17 protein-coding genes are annotated in these 17512 nt (G+C 34.4%); 7 read left to right on the forward strand and 10 right to left on the reverse strand.

Annotated elements, in window-relative coordinates; genetic code table 11:
• Positions 1 to 3: 3 nt before the first annotated feature.
• Positions 4 to 1155 carry a helix-turn-helix domain-containing protein gene (locus MKS83_RS03005; protein ID WP_240581900.1) on the reverse strand — a complete coding sequence of 384 codons (1152 nt, stop codon included), beginning with the start codon at positions 1153 to 1155 and terminating at the stop codon, positions 4 to 6.
• Between the two features lie 257 nt (positions 1156 to 1412).
• On the opposite strand from MKS83_RS03005, the gene MKS83_RS03010 reads away from it, so the two are divergent.
• A complete protein-coding gene (locus tag MKS83_RS03010; protein ID WP_240581901.1) occupies positions 1413 to 4328 on the forward strand; it encodes a TonB-dependent receptor in 2916 nt (971 codons plus the stop codon).
• Between the two features lie 6 nt (positions 4329 to 4334).
• Positions 4335 to 5159 carry a tyrosine-protein phosphatase gene (locus MKS83_RS03015; protein WP_240581902.1) on the forward strand — a complete coding sequence of 275 codons (825 nt, stop codon included), beginning with the start codon at positions 4335 to 4337 and terminating at the stop codon, positions 5157 to 5159.
• Between the two features lie 141 nt (positions 5160 to 5300).
• Here the strand turns inward: MKS83_RS03015 and MKS83_RS03020 are convergent, their stop codons facing one another.
• From MKS83_RS03020 to MKS83_RS03045, 6 genes are all read right to left on the reverse strand, one after another.
• Positions 5301 to 5675, reverse strand: coding sequence for a rhodanese-like domain-containing protein (locus MKS83_RS03020; RefSeq protein ID WP_240581903.1), 375 nt, complete (start codon positions 5673 to 5675; stop codon positions 5301 to 5303).
• Positions 5672 to 5974: a DUF3817 domain-containing protein gene (locus tag MKS83_RS03025; RefSeq protein WP_100375665.1), complete on the reverse strand. Its 303-nt coding sequence runs from the start codon at positions 5972 to 5974 to the stop codon at positions 5672 to 5674. Before MKS83_RS03025 ends, MKS83_RS03020 begins: the two co-directional genes overlap by 4 nt.
• Positions 5975 to 5976: 2 nt before the next feature.
• On the reverse strand, positions 5977 to 6438 hold the full coding sequence (locus MKS83_RS03030) for a hypothetical protein (RefSeq protein ID WP_240581904.1): 462 nt from the start codon (positions 6436 to 6438) through the stop codon (positions 5977 to 5979).
• A 66-nt stretch (positions 6439 to 6504) separates the two neighbouring features.
• On the reverse strand, positions 6505 to 7095 hold the full coding sequence (locus tag MKS83_RS03035) for a TetR/AcrR family transcriptional regulator (protein ID WP_240581905.1): 591 nt from the start codon (positions 7093 to 7095) through the stop codon (positions 6505 to 6507).
• Positions 7096 to 7260: 165 nt separating this feature from the next.
• Positions 7261 to 8124, reverse strand: a complete 864-nt coding sequence (locus MKS83_RS03040; protein WP_240581906.1) for an NAD(P)-dependent oxidoreductase — start codon at positions 8122 to 8124, stop codon at positions 7261 to 7263.
• Between the two features lie 38 nt (positions 8125 to 8162).
• Positions 8163 to 8453 carry a DUF3861 domain-containing protein gene (locus MKS83_RS03045; protein WP_240581907.1) on the reverse strand — a complete coding sequence of 97 codons (291 nt, stop codon included), beginning with the start codon at positions 8451 to 8453 and terminating at the stop codon, positions 8163 to 8165.
• Positions 8454 to 8502: 49 nt separating this feature from the next.
• Here MKS83_RS03045 and MKS83_RS03050 point away from each other — a divergent pair, with 49 nt between their 5' ends.
• Entirely contained in the window at positions 8503 to 9129 is a 627-nt protein-coding gene (locus MKS83_RS03050) for a chloramphenicol acetyltransferase (protein WP_240581908.1), read from the forward strand.
• A 66-nt stretch (positions 9130 to 9195) separates the two neighbouring features.
• On the opposite strand, the gene MKS83_RS03055 is transcribed toward MKS83_RS03050, so the two are convergent.
• Positions 9196 to 10362 (reverse strand): hypothetical protein, encoded by a 1167-nt coding sequence (locus tag MKS83_RS03055; RefSeq protein WP_240581909.1) that lies wholly within the window; start codon positions 10360 to 10362, stop codon positions 9196 to 9198.
• A gap of 161 nt (positions 10363 to 10523) precedes the next feature.
• Here MKS83_RS03055 and MKS83_RS03060 point away from each other — a divergent pair, with 161 nt between their 5' ends.
• Positions 10524 to 12506, forward strand: a complete 1983-nt coding sequence (locus tag MKS83_RS03060; protein WP_240581910.1) for an LTA synthase family protein — start codon at positions 10524 to 10526, stop codon at positions 12504 to 12506.
• 226 nt (positions 12507 to 12732) lie between these two features.
• On the opposite strand, the gene MKS83_RS03065 is transcribed toward MKS83_RS03060, so the two are convergent.
• The gene (locus MKS83_RS03065; RefSeq protein ID WP_240581911.1) at positions 12733 to 13464 is read right to left on the reverse strand and encodes an MBL fold metallo-hydrolase; all 732 of its coding nucleotides are present in this window, start codon (positions 13462 to 13464) and stop codon (positions 12733 to 12735) included.
• A 150-nt stretch (positions 13465 to 13614) separates the two neighbouring features.
• Here MKS83_RS03065 and MKS83_RS03070 point away from each other — a divergent pair, with 150 nt between their 5' ends.
• Positions 13615 to 14796 carry an MFS transporter gene (locus tag MKS83_RS03070; RefSeq protein WP_240581912.1) on the forward strand — a complete coding sequence of 394 codons (1182 nt, stop codon included), beginning with the start codon at positions 13615 to 13617 and terminating at the stop codon, positions 14794 to 14796.
• Between the two features lie 9 nt (positions 14797 to 14805).
• On the opposite strand, the gene MKS83_RS03075 is transcribed toward MKS83_RS03070, so the two are convergent.
• Positions 14806 to 15207, reverse strand: coding sequence for a winged helix-turn-helix transcriptional regulator (locus tag MKS83_RS03075; protein ID WP_240581913.1), 402 nt, complete (start codon positions 15205 to 15207; stop codon positions 14806 to 14808).
• A gap of 90 nt (positions 15208 to 15297) precedes the next feature.
• Between MKS83_RS03075 and MKS83_RS03080 the strand changes: the two genes are divergently transcribed.
• Together MKS83_RS03080 and MKS83_RS03085 are read left to right on the forward strand one after the other, a co-directional pair.
• Positions 15298 to 16299: an alpha/beta hydrolase gene (locus tag MKS83_RS03080; protein WP_240581914.1), complete on the forward strand. Its 1002-nt coding sequence runs from the start codon at positions 15298 to 15300 to the stop codon at positions 16297 to 16299.
• A 6-nt stretch (positions 16300 to 16305) separates the two neighbouring features.
• Entirely contained in the window at positions 16306 to 17472 is a 1167-nt protein-coding gene (locus tag MKS83_RS03085) for an MFS transporter (RefSeq protein WP_240581915.1), read from the forward strand.
• Positions 17473 to 17512: the final 40 nt, after the last annotated feature.

The following is a 17512-nucleotide window of genomic DNA, read 5'->3' on the forward strand; positions in this document are numbered from 1 at the left end:
TTTTTATGCACTGATTTCAAAACCGGAATGCTGTTTATTTTCACTCACAAGACTTTTGTAATATTCTGATGGTGTTTTTCCAATTATTTCTTTAAAATATCGGTTAAAGGACGATTTAGATTTAAAACCGGCTTCATAAGCAAAGGATAAAAAATTAATATTTTCACCTTTCTCAATAGCCTTATCAACAATATTTTTGAAATATTCAATACGATACTCATTGATGTAGCGGTAGAATGGTTTATGCTTATAAGCGTTCAGCATTTCGCTGATCTGGTATTTGTTAATTTCGGTTTTCAGTGCCAATTGATCGAGATTCAGATCACAATCCCTGTACAGTTGTTTTTGCCTTACAGACTGATCCATCTTTTGCCAAAGCTCACTGAATTTTATTTCGTAATCAACCGTATTTAATATTACATTATCAGTATTAAACATTTGATTGACAAACAGTTGTTCTGCCTCATTTGAATCAGTTTGCGGAATAGCAACATTCTCGGTCTTTAAACTCTTTCTTACAATTAAAAGACAGATCACCAATAACAAAAAATATGCGGTAGCCCGTATTGACAGATTGATTATTTGAGCTCCTTCAGGATAGATATAAAGCATTGTTTTGGAAAATATGACTCCCAATTCCATAAAAAGAATACAATAGGAAATTCTGGCAATTACATCATATTCAACCTTTTCAATCTTAGTTTTTCTGACCATTAAAATACTTTTTAAAGGATAATACAGGTTAATTGCAAATATTAAATACAGGCTGAAATTATTGTATACATCAAGAAGCTTTTGATCTACATGATTTAAAATAACAAATACACAGGAAATGGTAAAATAAGCGATCATGAGTACAAAAAGCGGAATGAAAATAAACCACTTAGTCGCAACGGAAAACTCCTTTTTCGTTTTACTCAGAGCATATAAATAGATCAAAGGACCGTAACAAACTCCTATGAACGTATTCATCTGCTGTCTGATACTTTCATCAAGGATAAAATTAAAGATGACAAACTTAATCGTCAAATGAACAGCAATCGCCGAAAGCAGAAAAATAAACAGATAATTCGATACTGATTTTCTCTCTCTGAACTGTAAAAGCCAAAGTGCCACAACTGCCTGAAAAGCCCCAATAATAACTATATATTGCATTCTTCCTTAGGTTTTCACAAAATAAATACAAAATCATGATTTCATCATTCCTAAGTCTGTTATCTATCTATTAAAAATTCTATTTACAATTTAATATTGAGTTCATAAATAAACAACAAACAGTTAAACAAAATTAAAACCCTGTAAATCAAAAAGATAAAAGTACTCTTCCAACGAGTGACACTTTACAGGAACTGATTTTTTCCCTCGGACGAAAACAAGTGATGAGCGTCCCAAATTTGTATCAAAAAAAATCTATGAACAATTCAATTGGTTTTTCAAAACAAAAGTCAAGAATCATTCAGATATCTGCATTTTTCCTGATGGCTTCTTTGGGAACCATTCATGCACAGTCAATCAAAGGAACCATAGTAGGGAAAACAAACGGAGCACTTCCGGGAGCAAACATTTCAATTGTAGGTGCGGATGCAAAAGCAATTTCATCATTAGACGGAGATTTTAACCTTCTTTCTCCAAGATTAGGAGAAATAAATCTGAAAGTTGAATATATCGGATATGAAACAAAAATTTTTCCTATTATCATAAAAGAAGGAACAAACGATATTGGCTACATTACGATTGCTCCTGAAGAGAAAAAGAACAAAGAAAAGGTAAGCGATATTCAGCAGGTGGTTATTTCAAGACCGAATGCTTTAACTCAGGCGAAAGCATACGAGATCAAGAAAAACAATAACGCGATCATGGAAGTCATTGCAGCCGATGCCATCGGAAAGCTTCCGGACAGAAATGCCGCTGAAGCCGTACAAAGAGTTCAGGGAGTTGCGGTTGCAAGATATCACGGTGAAGCAGATCAGGCTACAGTAAGAGGAACTCCTTTTGCATGGACTTCAGCACTATTCAACGGAAACAGGCTTCCCAGTGCGAATGTTTTAGGAAACAGATCTTTTGTTTTGGATGTTATTCCTTCTGAACTGATTCAGTTTGTACAGGTTTCAAAAGCAGTGACTCCTGACATGGATGGCGATGCTATTGGCGGAAGCATTAACTTTATTACAAGAACAGCACCGGCAAAGAAAACTCTTAACGTAAGTGGAGCAGGAGGCTACAATACTTTTTCACAGAATGCCACTTATAACGGATCCATTGTTTATGGCGATCGTTTTTTCAAAAATAAACTGGGAGTTATCCTTTCAGGGGCTATCTGGGACAGACAATGGGGAGCCGATTCATTTGATGTGACTTATAATACAGCCTCTTCCAACATTGTTCAAAAAAATTCTATCAGTACCATTATGATGAAACGATACATGGGAACAAGAAGAACGATTGGTTTGAATGGAGGTTTAGAATATAAATTGAATGCGAATAATAAAATCTATTTCCGCGGAATGTTTAATAAATTTGACGATATCCGTCCGGTTTATGAATCTTATGTAGACTATAACAACAGCCGTTATCAGTATAATTTCAGATATTCTCATTATCAAACCGAATTATACGGAATGGAATTAGGAGGAGAGCACTCAGTTTCTAAAAAACTAAACTTAGATTGGATGTTAAGTGATTATCAGGCTAAATATTTCCTTGATACGCCTCCAACCAATGATATTAAAGGGCTTCCAATTGCTACTTTTAGACAGAAGATCACCGGAGGTTTTGCCAATCTGGCGAATGACGGAAAACGTTACTGGAGCTTTGATTCACCGAATGGAGTTGGTGGAGAATATTTGGACTATAGCTCAGATACTGCCAATCTGAATGAAGTGATGAGTGCAGATAAATTATTGCTTTCTCAACTGGTTATTGCGAAACTTGACAACAATGAAAGAGACAAAATAGCAAGACTGAACTTAAAATATGATGTTAATTCAAATATTACGTTAAAAATCGGGGCAAAATACCGTGAAAAGGACAGAAACAGTACCTATGGTTACAATGCTGTTTACATACCCAATGCAGCATTGGGAGTTCCAAATTCTCCGGCGCTGTTGGCATTGTCTCAGTTATCAACCGATGAACCGCCAAAAGGAACAGCCTTCCTGAACGGAATGAACGGAAATTACAGCTCATACATTATGAATGCACCAACTAAAGATCAGCTTTTCCAGATGTATTCTCCTGCATTCTTACAACAATATGGTTTCAGGGATTTTTCAAGTGCAGACGCCAATGCGACAAGCGTTTACAACGGGGAAGAAAACGTTTTTGCAGCTTACGCGATGGCAGAAATTGAAGCCAGTGATAAATTTAAGATTGTCGGAGGGTTTAGAAATGAAACCACAAGGCTTACTTTATACGGCTCAAAAGCAACTAAAGAAAATGCGACTTCCACCGTAATCAGCCCGTCAACTGTAGAAAGTAATTATAATGCTTTTCTTCCGATGCTTCATTTACGATATACTATTTCGCCCAAATCAAACATCAGGTTTGCTTATACAAGATCATTCATAAGACCCAATTTCGGAGATATGTCACCCGGTTCAAGTATTGACAATACAACCAGTCCGAACAAAATCACCAGAGGTAACCCCGATCTGAAACCTACTTTCAGTCATAATTTTGATTTGATGGGAGAGTATTATTTTGACAATATTGGTATTCTTTCAGGAGGTGTCTTTTATAAAAAGATCTCAGACATCGTTTTTCAGGACACATCCATTATGAATATTAGCGGAACAGATTATATGGTAACCCAGGCTAAAAATCTTAAAGATTCCAATCTCCTTGGTTTTGAAATGGGAATCAATAAACGTTTTGATTTTTTACCCGGCTTTTGGAATGGTTTCGGGCTAGAGTTTAACTATACCTATATCGATTCTAAAGTAGATGTTTCAAGGAATGATGCCAAAGGAGCATTGATCACAACAGACCGCACATCGCTTCCTAATCAGTCGAAGAACCTTTTTAATACTATTCTTTACTACGAAGGAAACAAAGTAATGATCCGTCTTGCCGGAAACTTCAGAGGAAAGTCTTTAGAAACTATTAATAAAGATCTTGGCCCTCAATATTATATCTGGTCAGATAAAAACTTCACCATAGATTTTTCAGCAAGCTATGACATCAGCAAAAAAGTTAAATTATTTATTGAGTTAAATAATCTAAGTGATGAAAGCTTAAGGCTTTATATGGGGGATAATAAAAAGAGAATCACTTCCAATGAATGGTACGGAAGCAGAGGACAATTGGGAATTCGTTGGCAAATATTTTAAAATCATATGAGAAAATTAATCGTTACAATGGCTATTACAGCTTTAGGAACAGCATCAAATGCACAAATTAAAGACAGTCTTCGCAGAGTCGTAAAGATGGAAGGAGCATACAATTTCAGAGATACAGGAGGATATAAAACCTCGGACGGAAAAGAAGTAACATTGGGAAGAGTATTCAGAAGTGATGCTATCGATAAATTATCGGATAAGGATCTGAAAACTTTTAAAGATAAAAAGATCGTAACCGTAGTAGATTTCAGAGGAATAGAAGAGGCTAAAAAAGCTCCGGACAGGCTTCCTCAGAATACCAATTATCTTATTTGCCCCGCGGGAAGCAATAATCTTCCTACAGCACAGGATATGGCAAAGTTTTTAAAAGACAAGAATTTCCTGTTTAATATGTATGGAGAAGGAGGACTCCCTTATTTTGGAGAAAGATACAGAGCTTTATTTGTGCAGCTATTGACTTTAAAACCCGATGAAGCCCTGCTTTTCCATTGTACGGGAGGTCGTGACAGAACCGGAATGGCATCAGCATTATTCTTATATATTTTAGGAGTTTCTCAAGATATTATTGAAAGTGATTATGTAGCTTCCAATTATTATCTGGCAAAAAATCCAACGATGAGAGGAATGTATTCAGGGCTTTCAAAAATGTCGGGATTGACGGAGGCAGAAATCAAGCAGCAGATGGAGTTAAGACCGGAATTGATCAGAAACTTTTTTACAGTCATCAATAAGAAATACGGAAGCGTAGAAAATTTCTTCCAGGTAGAAATGGGGATGGGACCGAGAGAAATTGCCGTTTTAAAACAGAAATATCTTAAGTAATCGATTGTGAATTATCAATTCGCTTAGCTTGTTAATTTAAACTTGCTTTAAATCTATTCTTGACTTGCATTAGCAATTTTACTATAAAAAATACTTAGTTAGATTTTTATTAAAATAAGCCGTGTAGAATGTTCTCACGGCTTATTTATTTTCTGAAACTTTTAAATTAAGACTTTTCTGAAGATCACTCCAGGCTCCGCCGTTATACACGTGTTTAAAGCCTTTTTCCTTTAAAATAGTTTCCACTTTTACACTTCTCAAACCATGTGAACAAACTGTGATATACATTTTATTGGGATCAAGTTCAGTATATCTTTCTCGGATCGTTCCTAAGGAAATATTTTTTGATCCTTCAATATGACCGGTTTCGTATTCTTTTTCAGTTCTTACATCCAGAATAATGGCTCCTTTTTTAATTAATTGATCCAAACCATCATCCAGTGTCTGGTATTTGTACACTCGATACACAATATAGATCAGTAAAGCGATTCCACAGAAAATCAACGTATTTTTCATAATCTGCTTAATATTTTTCTGTCAATATAAAATGTTCCGAACGGAATGATGCACGCTAAAAGCACTTTCCAGGTCGTTTCTTTAAACTTCCAGTTTTGCTCAACTCCAACACTTAAAGTATTGAATAAAAACAATAGAAACAGAGAACCGTGAATAGGCCCCATCATTTTCACAAAGGCAGGATTATCAAACCCGTACTTCATGGGAACCGCTATAAATACTAGGGTTAATAAAGAAATTCCTTCAAGAATTGCAATAATCCTTAAACGTCCGATTTTGGTTTTCAATAAATCAATCATAATTATCTGAAATAAGGTCTGTTAGCAAGAGGAGAGAACGGCCACGGAATGGCTATAAAAATGATGAGTAAAGCAATAAGAAAATAAATCAGCATCGTTTTAAACTTCTCTTTATCAGCTTCTTTTCTTTTCGAAATTGCAGATCCTACGGTAATTAAAATAATGGAAAGAAGCATCAGGAAGATATGAATTAATCCAAAAAATAAAAGATCAAAAGATTCTTTTGCTTCGTCAAAATTTTTCCAAAAGTATTTAATGATCGGACTTTGAGAATATAATATGATTCCCAGGACCAGTTGAATATGAGCAATAGTTGCGGTCCAATGTCTTACACTATTATCGGTCTTAGAAAATACTTTTTGAGAAAAATATCCTTTGTAAGCTCTGAAAACCGAGTACAATAAGCTCAATAGAACCAGCCATCTGAAAGTGGAATGTAGAAAGGTGAGTGTCTGATACATCATCAATTTTTATGAACAGAACAAAGGTATAATAAAAACATACCAATTAGTATGTTTTTAATGAAAAAATTATTTCAAAGTATCAAAATAAGACTTAAGTCCCTTTAAATAAACAAGATAAACTCCTTTTGAATTTTCCAGTTTCCCCAGATTTCTTACTCCCCAATATCCCGATAAGACAAAAACAGCCACTTCTTTTGCATTCACATAAGCTTTTAGAATACCGTTTTGTTTTCCTTTTTCAATAGATTCAATCATAGTGCTTTCCCATTGCTGAGAAAGAAGATTTAGTGCTTTTGTAAATTCGATATTCCAAGGAGCCATTTCCTGTGTAAAATTGGAAGCAGGACAGCCATATTCGACCTTTAAATTTTCATTCTCAATTAATAAACTGTACATTAAGTTATAAATTGCATCCAATGGATTTACAACACTTTGAAAAGGTTCAATAAATGTATTTTTGAAGCCGGGAATCATAAGCTCGTTGATAATGGCCAGTCCCATTTCATCCTTTGTTTTAAAGTGATAATAGAAAGCTCCTTTGGTTACCTGCGTTGTAGCAATAATCTCATCCACACTGGTTGTTTGGTAGCCATTGACATAGATCAGTTCAAATGCTTTCTGGAGAATATTAAGGCGTGTAGCTTCCGATTTTTTCATAAAATACCAGTCAGTCTTTTTTACAAAGGAACAAATATTTTAAGTAAGAAAAAAGAGTTGCGTAAAAACAACCCTTTAATTTAGTTTATAAACTATTAATCATTATCTCAACCATAGTATTTTTATTTTTCACTTCTAAACTGACTTGGGTGATTAAAAATACTTTTAACTTTTTACTTGGCTATTTTTACTTAAAAACTGGATAATCCCTATCACATCATCTTTTCCCCAACCAGCGTCGTGTGCAGCCTGATAGGTTTCAATCAACGTTTTAGAGAGAGGAAAATCCGCACCTGCATTTTTTGCCAGTAAAATATCTTTCAGCATTAAATCCAACGCAAAAGCAGCGGGATAACTATCCTCAATCAGCAAAGGAGTCTTTACCTTTGTAGCACCGCTTCCGCTTGCACTTTCATTGATGATTTCGAGCATATCTTTTCTTTCAATCCCCAATTTATCTGAAAACAGAATTGTTTCTGCCAATCCCTGATAAATGGTAGAAATAAAATAGTTAACGGAAAGTTTTGCAGCAATTCCTTTTCCGTTCTCTCCCAGATGTTTGATCGTTTTTCCTAATTTCTCAAGATAAGGTTTGGCACGTTGAAGATCTTTTTCTTCACCACCTACCATAATTATTAATGTTCCTTCAGCAGCAGGTTTTGTACTTCCGGCAACAGGAGCATCAATAAATCCTGCTTCTTTTATTTTTACAGCGCTGGATATTCCGCTTGTTGCTTCCGGAGAAATGGTACTCATATCCACAAAAAGTTTTCCTGTAACATTCTGGGTTAAAATTTCTTCATAAACAGCTTTCACTGCCTCATCATTGGTAAGCATAGTGAAAATAACATCACTGTTCTTCACCACATCGGAAACAGTATTGCAAACGATAGATTTTTCATTAAAATCTTCCGTTTTTTCTATGGTCCGGTTAAAAACATAAAGCGGAAAACCTGCCTTTTCCAGATTTTTCGCCATCGGATGTCCCATATTTCCCAATCCTATAAAGCCTATTTTCTCAGTATCCATATTCCGTTCTTATTTAAGATTTAAGCTATAAAATTACATTAAATACTTTTCAGTTTCTTCATAAATTCCACCATGGCAGGTCTGAATTCTGCAAATAAAGGATGCTTTTTGCTTTTGAGCATCACTTCTGTAAAAAGCTTTAAACCTAAAGCAAATTCATGGGATGTATTTTCGTCTTCAAATACTTTCTTCGACTTTATGACTTCAAAAATATGAAACAGATCGTCATGATTTTCGAAATTGAATTCTAATGTTTTATTTCCTTCCGATCCATCTTTTAATGATAATTCTTTAAGCTCAAGATGGTATATATTATTTCTTTTTTCCATAATTTTTAAAATTCGTAAAACTTCCGGAAATTTGCAAGAAAATAAATCAATGAAGGTAATAGATTTTGAAAGTTGGAACAGAAAAGAACATTTTGAATTTTTCTCAGGGATGAAAAGTCCGTTTTTCGGATTTACAACAGAGGTTGACTGTACAAAAGCTTATGATGATGCCAAAGAAAAGGGATATTCTTTTTATGCTGTTTACCTTTATAAATCGATGGTGGCGATTAATACCGTAGATGAATTAAAATTGAGAATTGTTGATGGAAAAGTCATTTTATTTGATGAAGTCCATGTAGGCGGAACAATTGGAAGACCGGACGGAACATTTGGATTTTCATTTTTCCATTATTCTCCGGATTTTGAAACTTTTAATGCCAATTTGCAGGAACAGATACAATCCGTTCACAACTCAACAGGTTTAGGGATTAGCAATGATGTTTTGCCGATTAATCATATCAGGCATACAACAATTCCCTGGAATTCTTTCAGTGCGTTATTACATCCTACAAACTTTGACCCGAAAGAATGTATCCCAAAGATTGCATTTGGAAAATTCAGTGTCAGAAACGGAAGAAAATTCATGCCTGTTTCCATAGAAGCACATCACGGATTGGCAGACGGACTTCATTTAGCGAAATATATCGAAGAGTTTCAAAGACAGCTTGATCTTTGATCAATAAAAAACGGGCAAATTTCTTTGTCCGTTTTCTATTTTTAATACATTCAGTCATTATACGTTTTAAGATTTTTCATTCTTAGGAATATTATATGCTTCATTGAATAAGTGATTTGGCTTCAGATACACCACATTTTCCTGGAAATCAATGATCGTATTGAAACGCTTAAGAACTTCACCACCTAAAAAATGAGTGCTAAAACCGGCTGGCTGACTGTAAGAATTGATTTGAGCAGGTACATTTTTCAAAACATACTTTCCAAAAATCAGTTTTTCATTAAGCACCGTTTCCACAGGGATTTCGTCTTTATTGGAATTGTACATCACCGTTTTTGCAATGACCGGTAATTCAGCTTTAGGATAACCACTTTTCTTTATCAAAGCATTATCCAGCATCAGTGTTTTTTGAAAACCGGAATCAAATAAGAATCTGCTTTTGAATTTTTTATTATTGACCTCCATTTCGGCATTGATACAGAAATGTTCCTTCATAAGCTCCATTTCAAACTTTTCATAATCTCTGCTTATTTTAGGACGTGTAGAATGAACAATGATCATATTCTTATCATAATCAATCTCTACAACTTTACCGTCAAAAGCATCCCAGCCAAACATTCCTTCACAGCCATGTCCTGTAGTTTCAATAGGATAGACCTGCTCATGTTGCCATTCCAGATTTCCTATTTTAAAGTCATTATCACTGATGTCTTTCATTGTTAATTGCAGCCCGTTAGGGTTCAGATATCTTTTTATTGCATCCTTTATGAGATAAAAACCGGATGCTCCTGTATCAAACATCAGATCAACATCATATTTTTTATTAAGCTTACCCTTAATTTTTATATTATTCTGTTCTGTAAGAATAAAAGGAATCGTATCTTTTCTGGCAGGCTTCATTTTAGAAAAATTTCTGATCTCGGGACTTTCAAATCTGGTAAGGCAAGAGTCTTTACCTTTATACAGTACTATAAAATCAAATTTTTCGGTAGGTTTAAGTTTAACTTCAATAGAGTCTATGTCGGTTTTTAATTTTACAGTTTTAAATTTTACATTTTTTCCTGTAGTATAAGTGTCCGGTTTTACTTTAGAATTCAGGAACCAGCTTGTTTTTATTTCATTGCTTTCAATGATTGTTACCTTTTCTGTATCAGACTTTATCACAGGTAAATTTTTCTGCGAGAAGAATAAGGTGGAGCTTAATATTAAAAGAGCGGATAATGACAGTTTCATATATTTTTGTTTACAAATATAGAACACAACTCACCTGATAAAGAAATAAACAATGTAAAATATATTAAAACTAAATAATAATTACAGATTTTTACAATAAAATTTCAACAAATTCAAATTTTATTCAAAATTTAATAGTTAATTTACGTTTTTTTAAAACTATGTCCTCAAAAAGTATTTCAACTCTAAACCAAAAGATTTTCAAAGGCAGATTTTCTGCTTTGTTCAGTATTTTAGCCTTATACATTTCATTATCGTTTTTAATAAGAACAGGCTTTCTTATTGTTTCGATACATGATGTAGATTTCAGCATATTCTCTGTTTTAAGAGCTTTCCTCACTGGATTTCTGTTCGATTTTACAATAGGATCCCTGTTTCTGCTTTTATATGCGACCTACCTTTTTATTCTTCCCAAAAGATTTATCGGTTCCGTTTTTGATAAAATTTTCAGCTATTTCTATTTTACGCTTATTTTTATCATCATTTACTTCAGCCTTTTGGCAGAGATTCCGTTTTGGGACGAATTTGGAGCAAGATTTAATTTTATTGCGGTAGATTACCTTATCTATACGTATGAAGTAGTAGAAAATATCAACCAGTCGTATCCTTTACCACTTATTGCCGGAGTTTTGATCCTTTTAATCGTTCTTACCTTCGTTATATTTAAAAAACTAAAAGTTTTCAGAAATACTTTTGCAGATAAAAAACCATTTTCCTCAAGATTAAAATATTACCTGCCACTTACAGTAGTAACCATTCTTTTAGCAGTTGTTTTGAAAAACAAACAGGCAGAATTCAGCAACAACCTTATTGTTAATGAACTGGGAAAAAATGGTGCATTTTCTTTTGTAACGGCTTTCAAATCAAACGAACTGGATTATCTGACTTTTTACCCTAAAGTCTCTGATCAGGAAGCTTATAAAACATTAAAACAAAACCTTTTACAAAATAATCAGACGTATACTTCTGCTCAATATGATGATATTTCAAGACTTACGAAAGGGGAAAATGAACAGAATCCCAATATCATCCTGATTGCTATTGAAAGCTTCAGTGCAGATTTTTTAACTGCTTTTGGAAATAAAAATAATCTTACGCCGAATTACGATAAAATGGCCAATGAAAGTATATTTTTCACCAATTTATATTCAACAGGAACCAGAACGGTAAGAGGGATGGAAGCATTAACGCTTTGTGTTCCCCCGACTCCGGGAAACAGTATTGTAAGAAGACCTAACAATCAGAATTTATTTTCAATCTCTACGGTGCTGCAATCCAAAAAATATCATCCTTATTTCATTTACGGAGGAGACGGTTATTTCGACAATATGAACAATTTCTTCGGAGGACAGGGCTTTGATATTGTAGACAGAGACAGAGGAAATCCACTGTCTGATGAAATTAAAACCAAAAGATATGCTATCGAAGATAAAGAAGTTAATTTTGAAAATGCGTGGGGAATCTGTGATGAAGATCTTTATAAGCAGTCTATCAGATATGCTGACAAAAGCAGTCAGGAAAACAAGCCTTTTTTCCAGTTTGTTATGACAACCTCTAATCATAAACCCTATACTTTTCCTAATGGTAAAATCGATCTTCCGCAAGGCGACAGAGACGCTGCTGTAAAATATACAGATTATGCTTTAGGACAGTTTATTGCTACTGCCAAAACAAAGCCATGGTTTAAGAATACGGTATTTTTAATTGTTGCTGACCATTGTGCGAGCAGCGCCGGGAAATGGGAAATTAATATTGCTAAACATCATATTCCAGCAATTATTTACAACCTTAATCACACACCGGAAAAAATAGATCGTCTGACTTCTCAAATCGATCTTATGCCTACATTATTCGGATATTTAAACTGGAATTACAACACAAGTCTGTATGGAAAAGATATTAACCAGACAAAACCCGGAGAAGAAAGAGCTTTCTTAGGAAATTACAGAACGTTAGGATTATTAAAAAACAATGTTTTCACCCAAATCGATGACAAAAGAAAAGTAAAACAGTTCAATGTCACCGGAGCAGACCAGTCTTTATCTGAGGTAAAATCTAAGAACAACAATTTGGTTACGGAAACAATTTCTTATTACCAGACTGCAAGTGAAAGATTTAAAAACGGAAAAATGAAGCAAAAATAAGCTGACTTTTCAATTATAAAAAACTCTTCTCTGTTTTTAGAGAAGAGTTTTTTATTTGGACCTATCTTGTTTCTTTTTATAATAACCATCAAGGCATTAAGAAATTTAAAAGATACCTATAAAAATAGATAGTGCTTTTATCTTAATGAGCCTTAATATCTTAATGATTGAAATCTAAAAATACCGTTCTTAATTTTAAACTTAAAGAAAACCAAATTATATTAGGTTAAAATTCTATAAAGGCTTTATCAAGATCATGATACAATAATATTTTCCAGTGATTTTCTATCGCTTCCTGCTGCCATTTTAATCGTAGCTCCATTGCCCTTCTACCATCAAAATCACTTTTATAGGCAAGATGATATTTTAAATAAGATTCCTGTGGAAGGTCATCAGCTCCGTAAAAAACAGTTTCGTTATTTTCCTTGATCCAGAAAACCTGCATAAATGGAGTGTGACCACCAACAACCTCAAAGGAGATTTCCTCTGTAATATTCCCTTTATTTTCATCCATCCAGACTATATTATCCAGCTCAATTAATTTTTCCAGCGTATCAAAATCAAAAGAATGATTTCCTTTATTTTCCAAAGCAAAATCCAATTCTCTTTTTTGAATATAGATTTCAGCGTTAGGAAAAGTAGCTTTAAATCCGTTTTCATTTCTAATGATCACTGTTTCAATATGGTCTTTATGAAGATGTGATAACAAAACTTTAGTTACCTTATTTGGATCAATGTTTTCTTTTTTGAGAATTTCAGAAATTACCGTTTCTCCATTTTCATTTCTCCATCCAATTCCTGCATCCAGCAGAATAGCATCATTTTCTGTAATAATTAAAAAAGGAGTGACCGACATTTTAATTCCTTTAACAGTGTCTTTGTTTTCATCTGTTAAAAGCGTAAAATCTTTGGTTTTATTGGTAGAAAAATTTCCTTCTTTTAATGGTATAATTTTCATACTGTAAAGTTCCTTATTATTTTTAAAACAGAAAAAGCTTTTTCTCAATATGGATCATTGGTAAAACCGATGAACTCCTAATGAAATGCTTAATCTTAAAATGAGTATTTTTGTGTTGCAAAATTCAAAACTTACACAAAATTTATGCAGATGAATTCTACCAGCGGTATATCTCGTACTGTTATTTGGTTGATGTCCGTAATTTCCGGACTTGTAGTGGCAAATAATTATTATAACCAGCCTTTGCTGGCTCTTATTTCTGAAGATTTACAGATTCCGGAAGCTGCTGCGAGTAAAATTTCGGTTCTTACACAATTGGGATATGCAGCAGGATTATTGCTCATTGTTCCTTTGGGAGACAAACTTTTCCGTAAAAAATTAATTCTAATCGATCTGGTTTTGGTTTTTGCTTCATTACTATGGATGACTTTTGCTCAGAAGCTATGGATGCTGTATGTAGCCAGTTTGCTGATCGGAGCCACTTCGGTGATACCTCAATTATTCGTTCCTATTGCCGCAGAATTATCTTCTGATAAAGAAAAGTCCTCCAATATCGGTATTGTCATGTCAGGATTATTACTGGGGATCCTTTTATCCAGATTTGTGGGCGGAATTGTAGGGGAGATGTGGGGTTGGAGAGCCATGTTCGGAATTGCAGCCGGAATCATGGTTTTGGTATGGATTGCAGTGTATAAAATGCTGCCTGATCTACAGCCTAATTTTAAAGGAACATATGGTGAATTGATGAAATCCGTATTCCATCTGGCAAAAACACAGCCTGTTCTAAGACTGGCTTCTTTCCGTGGCGCGATGGCTTTCGGATCGATGTGTGCATTGTTTACAACCCTGGTTTTCCACATGGAAAAACCTCCTTTCAATGCAGGATCGTCGGTGGTCGGAAGTTTCGGTTTAGCAGGAGCAGTCGGAGCTTTAGCAGCAGCAAAAGTGGGAAAACTTCAACAGTTTTTAGATCTAAACAGAATCATTTTCTATTCATTATTAGTGGTTTTAGGAAGTTGGGCATTTACTTACTTTGCAGGAGAAACTTATTGGGGATTAATTGTCGGGGTAATTCTAGTCGATTTAGGCGTTCAATCCAGCCATATTATGAATCAGACCAACTATTTTTTAATCAAATCCAATGCAGTTAACAGATTGAATACTGTTTATATGGTTTCTTATTTTATTGGTGGTTCTTTAGGTACCTGGACAGCTTCAGTAGCATGGCAGTACGCACAGTGGAGCGGTGTCTGCTTTATAGGAGCAACCATGGCAATATTAGCATTAATAGCCCATTTGATATTCAGTAAAAGAATTTCTGTTGGTAACTGATCGGTAAACTTAATTCAAATCCTGCTGAGCACAATCAACAGTAATAACCTCTCCCTGAATTAATTCACGGTGTTTTTTACCCCATTTATCGAGCTGTTTCCAGATTGGGATCAGCTCTTTTGCTATTTCAGTCAGTTCATAATCCACTCTTGGAGGCACTTCTGCATAAACAGTTCTTTTTACCAAACCTTCTTTTTCCATTTCCCGGAGTTGAAGAGTAAGCATTCGTTCAGTAATTCCGTTAATTCTTTTACGAATTTCACTAAAACGCAGTTTACCATCCTCCAACTTACATAAAATTAAAAGTTTCCATCTTCCGCCAATTTTACATACGGCATAGGTAAGATCACATTCCTGAGTAATATATAGTTCGTTAATACTGTTCGTTGAATTTTCTTTTCTTTTTGCCATTACTTAGAAATTTGTTAGTACCATACAATTGACTGTGTACTATGCAAATTTAAGACTTCCTTTTAATTTTGTATCACAATTAACAAAAACATGAAGAAACTCTTCAGCATATTACTATTAACCGGATTAATTTCCTGTACCACCATAAAGAATAATTATAAAACCAACGAAATGAAATTAACCCCCGAAATCATAAAAATAACGGAACATCTACAAAAAATACAGGTATTTGACGCACAAAATGAAGTCGACATGAGCCGAAAAGGATATGAAACAATGGCAGTTCAGTTAAACGGTAAAAAAGAAGCCGTAAAAACAATTGAGGAATTTAATATTCCTCAGAAAGACCATCAGATTCCTCTAAGAATGTATAAACCAAATGGAAGCCAGAATGAGAAGTCATCAGCAATTATTTATCTTCATGGAGGCTGGTTTGTTTCGGGAAGTTTTGAAACCCATGATTCAATTGTCCGTAAATTGGCAAATGCAACAGGATCAACTATTGTATTTATTGATTATCGTCTCGCTCCTGAATTTCCTTTTCCTGCAGGGTTTGAAGACTGTATATCAACGGTTGAATGGATCATTAAAAATGCAGAAAATTTAAATATAGATAAAAGTAAAATAGGAATCATTGGGGATAGTGCAGGCGGAGCTTTAGCGGCCAGTATCTCCACTCAGCTCGGAGATCAATTAAAATTTCAGGTATTAATTTATCCAGCTGCCGATAACAAATTGAATACCCAATCATGGAAAGATTACGAAAACGGGCCAATTATTAATAAAGAAGAAGGAATCCGAGCCTGGAATTGGTATTTACCACAACCGGAAAACCAGGCAAATCCTGTAGCCATTCCGATATTAATTAAAAATTTTAAGCATACACCACCAACACTTGTTTTGTTAGCTGAACATGATCCTTTAAAAGATGAAGGCCAGCAACTTGCCAACAATATGGAAGCTTTCGGCATCAATGTTAAGATTGTCTTTTACAAAGATATGGTTCACGGCTTTATGCATATGGGAAGTTTAAAGGAAGCAAAGTTAGCTACTGATGAAATAGCAACATTTGTAAAAGAAAATTTAAGATAAAGAGTAATGAAAAAATACGCTTATATAGGATTTTTAGGATTTGTAGCAGTCATTACAACCGAATTCGGAGTGATCGGGATTTTACCGCAAATTGCAGAGCATTATAAAATAGGTATTGATAAAGCCGGATATCTTTTAAGCGCTTTTGCATTGATTATAGCACTTACAGGTCCGTTTATGACTTTACTGACTGCCAGTTTCGACCGTAAGAAAATAATGTTTATTTCTATTTTTCTGTTTCTTGTTACAGGAATTATCTCCGCTTTTTCTCCACCTTTTTGGATATTGATCCTGGTACGGATACTTCCTGCTTTTTTACAGCCTGTTTATATAGCAACAGCTTTATCCGTTGCAGTTTCAAAGGCAGCACCAGAGAAAAAAAATGAATTAATGAGTATCGTATTTAGCGGAGTAACTGTCGCAATGGTAACAACCGTCCCTTTTGCCACATGGATTTCAAGTGTATATTCCTGGGAATATTCTTTTTTCATTCAAACAATTGTAAGCCTTATTGCATTATTAGCCATCTATTTTATGCTTCCCTCCATGCCTGTAAAAGAGAAGAAATCTTCAGGAAGTCAGCTTAAAATTTTATCTCAGCCTACTTTTATTTTAAGTACGGCTACTAACTTTTTTATGATTACGGCTTGGTTTTCCACCTATAGTTATTTTGCTGACTATCTGAATAAAGCTAAAGGCATGAACGAAACCATGATAAGTTATATGCTTTTTGTATTTGGAATCATAGGAGTTTTATCGACTTGGATTGCAGGTAAAATGTTGAATAAAAATGTTACAAAAACAACGGCATTTTTTCTTTCGGGAACTGTATTAATCCCAGTATTATTATATATTTCAAACGGAAATGTATTTTCGACAATCGTCGTTATCGGAATTTGGGGTTTCATGTATTCTCCTAGTTTTTTAAATGCTTCCACCTATATGATTTCTTCTGTTCCCGATTCTTTAGAATTTGCCAATAGCTTAGCGACTTCATTCGGAAATCTAGGGGTTACTTTAGGAACAACAATCGGAGGTTGGGTTATTGTTACAAAAGGAGTAGAATATATCCCTTGGATTGGTTTTATATTTGGTTTACTGGCATTTCTAATGATGATCTTCAGAAGCATTCTGGAGAAAAAAGAAAATACGGCGATTGTCTGTAAAGAATAGTTTAATAATTTTTTGGCGAGGATTAAATGTCTTAATTTTG

Origin of the sequence: Chryseobacterium sp. Y16C, from assembly GCF_022488405.1 — a bacterium.
In the GTDB taxonomy this organism is placed as follows: Bacteria; Bacteroidota; Bacteroidia; order Flavobacteriales; family Weeksellaceae; genus Chryseobacterium; species Chryseobacterium geocarposphaerae.